The organism is Paraburkholderia sp. EG304 (assembly GCF_046543485.1).
Taxonomy (GTDB): domain Bacteria; phylum Pseudomonadota; class Gammaproteobacteria; order Burkholderiales; family Burkholderiaceae; genus Paraburkholderia; species Paraburkholderia youngii.
This window is the reverse complement of sequence record NZ_JBKGUA010000158.1, coordinates 1-3,510: the sequence shown is the minus strand read 5'-3', so window position 1 is coordinate 3,510 and position 3,510 is coordinate 1. Positions and strand designations below refer to the sequence as shown.

The window sequence follows — 3,510 nt, the reverse complement described above, 5'->3', positions numbered from 1 at the left end:
AAAACGCGGTTGCCAAATCAGGCAAAAAAACGCATTCTTGAGTCCCTTCGAAATCGCGTTTCGGGGCCATTCCAGGTGGCCTCATTACGCCGATCATCCCCGGCTCGATTACGCCGATCCGTGACAGCTGGATTACAGCCTTAAACGCTGGGAAGCGCTGACGCGCTATCTCGACGACGGACATGTGCCCATAGACAACAACTGGGTCGAAAACCAAATACGTCCGTGGGCTATCGGGAGGGCCAACTGGCTGTTCGCCGGCTCACTCCGAGCGGGCCGACGCGCTGCCGCCATCATGAGCCTGTTGCGCTCAGCACAACTCAATGGGCACGAACCGCACGCCTATCTGAAGGACGTCCTCACGCGATTGCCGACCCACAGGGCCAGCGACGTCGCAACATTGCTGCCTCATCGCTGGCAGCCGACAGTTGCGGTCGCTTAGCTCAATTCGTCAAGACGGGTTTGCTGGCCGCTTACTGTCTTTGAGCAGTAGCTCATCGGCCTTCATTTCGGGCACCGCGCGATGAGACACGGCGTAACCGTCCAGCGTGATCGTTGCCGCTCCTGATTGCCTTCCCGAAGAAGGCCGTGGCTGCAGGCACATCGCGCTTGGCGCTGAGTCGGAAATCGACGGTCTTTCACGCCCGGTCAACGGCGCGGCGTTGTCACGGTAAGGCTGCGCTGATCAAGCCGCGGAATTCGAGTTTGGCCGATACTTCAATGGTCATTTCGCCGTGAAAGCAAATCTCATTCGCTCCGGTGAGCCCCTGCAGGCTCGAAAAGCGGGCGATTTCCCCGCTTTTCGCCCATTACGGGCGCACCTGTGCCATCAGCCGCCTGCGCGACAAATAGACGTTGGCCAGCGCCAGTGCAACGAAGGCGCGGTTGGCATTCTTTGCCAGCCCGCGATAGCGCACCTTCGTAAAGCCCCTCAGGCGCTTCACGACAACAAACACGTGCTCAACCCGGGCACGGATCTTCGACTTGTTGCGATTCTTGCTACGCGCTACCTCATCGACCTGACCCACGCCGGGTTCGCTGGTTGGTGAAGTCGCGTGCCCGGGACGCCTTGCTGTGGATCAACGCTTTCTGGCTCGCATAGGCGCTATCGCCGTAGACGCGTTGCTCCTGACCATGCAGCAACCTTGGCAGCGGATGTTTGTCGTGGACGTTGGCGGCCGTGACCACCGCGCTATGCGCCAGGCCGCTTTGGCTATCGAGCCCGATGTGCAGCATCATGCCGAAATGCCACTGCTTGCCTTTGCCCGTCTGATGCATTTCGGGGTCCCGCGCCTTCTGTTCATTCTTCGTCGAACCCGGCGCCGAGATCAGCGTTGCGTCCACGATAGTGCCGCTATTGAGCTTCATCCCGCTGGACTGCAGTACCTGACCTGCGTAATTCGCGGAAGCTGGACACGCGTTTCGCGTGAAGGTGGACGGTTGTTTCGCGCGAAGCTGGACAGTCGGAGCGCAGCGACGCGGGGTTTTCGATTTTTACTCTGACTGTGGATTGGCGGTCAAACTCTTTTTGCGTTTGCGCATCGATTCGCCACTGAGATTGATGCGGTAAGTGTTGTGCACGAGCCGATCAAGAATCGCGTCGGCAAGCGTCGGATCGCCAAGTGCGGCGTGCCAGCTCTCAACCGGAATCTGGCTTGTCACGAGCGTTGAACGATGCCCGTGACGGTCATCAAGTATCTCGAGCAGGTCGCGCCCGGCACCGTCGCTCATCGGTGCCATTGCGAAGTCGTCCATCAGCAGCACGTCTGTCTTTGCCCACTGGGCCAGCAGCCGCGCATATCGGCCGCTGCGGTGAGCGATGGCGAGGTCCTCATTGAGCCGTGGCATCTTCAGATACAGCGCCGAGAAGCCCTGACGACATGCCTGGTTGGCCAGCGCACAGGCCAGCCAGGTCTTGCCAAGGCCGGTGGCACCGATGATTACGGTGCTGTTGCGTTCGCGAATCCAGTTGCCGCTCAGCAGTTGCCCGATGAGGCTGCGGTCGAGTCCGCGAGCCGAGCGGTAGTCGATGTCCTCGGGCACGGCATCAGGGAACTTCAGTTTCGCGCGGCGCAGCCGCGCCGTCGTCTGTCGTGATTCGCGTACGCTGGATTCACGCTCAACGAGCAGGCCGAGTCGTTCCTCGAAGCTCATCGCTTCGATGTCGGCGAGTCCCTGCTGCTCGGTGAGCGCGGGCGCCATGCCACTCAGGCGCAACTCGTGAGCTTCTCGATGGTCGGATGTCTGAGACACGCGAACGGAATAGTCTGCCCCATGCTGCAATTGAATTTGCCCGGGCGCCGTCGAATATCCGAAATCGAATCACGGGTCGCCTCTCATCGTGCCATCCGTGAAAGCAGGGAGCGGGAAGCACGCCAGTCGGCCGAGGCCCGCCGTCGTAAGGAACGCACACGGTACCTCACATTACTTCTCGAACAGGAAGACACGGCGTGGTCAAGCATCGATGCACACCTGCGACGCACAACGGGTAGCGCCTACGATCAGGCATTCCAGAAGTTGCAGGATTTCGCTGAAGCGTATGAAAACGCCAGGCGCGATGTCGTATTCCGGCGTCGTCCGGCGCAATTGATGTCGAGTCATGGCAAGCGGGGAGCCTGGCTTGCCCGGCTGCAAAAAGCGGGGTAGTTGTGGCAACCCAAGTCTTAGCCTCCCTGGCCGACCTGCTGAAACACTTCCGCAAATCTGGGATGAACTCTGAGCCCGGATGGCACGCCCGGCATATATGCCAACTTTCGGCGATTTGATCAGGTCATAATAACTTGGGCGCCTATGATAGGAAATTGTGCTTACCTTGTTCGCCCCCCGAAATCCGGGCAAGGTGCGCTGGGCAGCATGGCGGTGGCGACGTTGAATACGCCATGCTCAACGACAACCATTTATTGGGCACTCGGGCAGGCCGAGAAGATTGTCCGCAATGGTCATGTCGTGCCCGGTCCTGAGGTATTTGTGGCCTTGCGGGGTTTGCCAGACGAACACATCAACAGTCTCGCCACCTCCGACAACATAGAAGTTCCACTTACCCGTCTCAATCCCGTTAATAGCGTCTTTCTCCCTCATGTTCCACCGACTCCCGTCGGCATTCTTTCCGCCGATATGCGAAATGGCCTCGTGCCTACGCTGCCTCTTCGTCTTGCTGATGCAGAGAACCTGAATACGCTGCGCCATAAAACCCCCCAGCCTTTATGATGGAGTTTGATATTGTGCGATCCATCATAGTAAGGACTTGCAGGGTTACACGTGGTTTATTTGCCATGCATTAGCGCTGCATCAAACAAAGCTGGTTTTTAAGGGTGTGGTGCAAATAGCGCTCAAGGATCGGTTAGAGTGTCGCCCTGACCGATTTAAGGAGCCGCGATGAACAAAGAGGTGGCGCCGCTTGTTCGGGCAGGGTCCCGAGATTTTTAAGTGGAACCACCGGGGCGTTCATGCTGCCGATTTGATCGCAGGCAGTGTCGCGAAGTATGCCTCATCCGGCGTGCGGTCTTCCAG

Annotated in this window: 2 protein-coding genes and 4 pseudogenes; 2 read left to right on the top strand and 4 right to left on the bottom strand. The window is 58.8% G+C overall.

Annotation, left to right across the window (positions count from 1 at the left end):
- Nucleotides 1-127 precede the first annotated feature (127 nt).
- Nucleotides 128-442: pseudogene (locus tag ACLFKU_RS42770) on the top strand (IS66 family transposase); the annotation flags it as partial.
- Nucleotides 443-475: 33 nt separating this feature from the next.
- On the opposite strand, the pseudogene ACLFKU_RS42765 reads toward ACLFKU_RS42770, so the two are convergent.
- The 3 pseudogenes from ACLFKU_RS42765 to istB all read right to left on the bottom strand — a co-directional run.
- Nucleotides 476-659: pseudogene (locus ACLFKU_RS42765) on the bottom strand (DDE-type integrase/transposase/recombinase); the annotation flags it as partial.
- A gap of 150 nt (nucleotides 660-809) precedes the next feature.
- A pseudogene (locus ACLFKU_RS42760) lies at nucleotides 810-1,392 on the bottom strand (IS5 family transposase); the annotation flags it as partial.
- Between the two features lie 102 nt (nucleotides 1,393-1,494).
- Nucleotides 1,495-2,276, bottom strand: a pseudogene (gene istB / locus ACLFKU_RS42755) (IS21-like element helper ATPase IstB).
- Here istB and ACLFKU_RS42750 point away from each other — a divergent pair.
- Nucleotides 2,275-2,646, top strand: a complete 372-nt coding sequence (locus ACLFKU_RS42750; RefSeq protein WP_410853260.1) for a hypothetical protein — start codon at nucleotides 2,275-2,277, stop codon at nucleotides 2,644-2,646. The pseudogene istB and the gene ACLFKU_RS42750 sit on opposite strands and share 2 nt — an antisense overlap.
- Nucleotides 2,647-2,883: 237 nt before the next feature.
- Here ACLFKU_RS42750 and ACLFKU_RS42745 read toward each other — a convergent pair whose 3' ends face one another.
- Nucleotides 2,884-3,186 (bottom strand): DUF3892 domain-containing protein, encoded by a 303-nt coding sequence (locus ACLFKU_RS42745; protein ID WP_410853259.1) that lies wholly within the window; start codon nucleotides 3,184-3,186, stop codon nucleotides 2,884-2,886.
- Between the last annotated feature and the right edge of the window lie 324 nt (nucleotides 3,187-3,510).

Bases quoted from the DNA above. Each gene is read 5' to 3' on its own strand.
- ACLFKU_RS42750 (WP_410853260.1), top strand. From the start codon at position 2,275: ATGCTGCAATTGAATTTGCCCGGGCGCCGTCGAATATCCGAAATCGAA.
- ACLFKU_RS42745 (WP_410853259.1), bottom strand. From the start codon at position 3,186: ATGGCGCAGCGTATTCAGGTTCTCTGCATCAGCAAGACGAAGAGGCAG.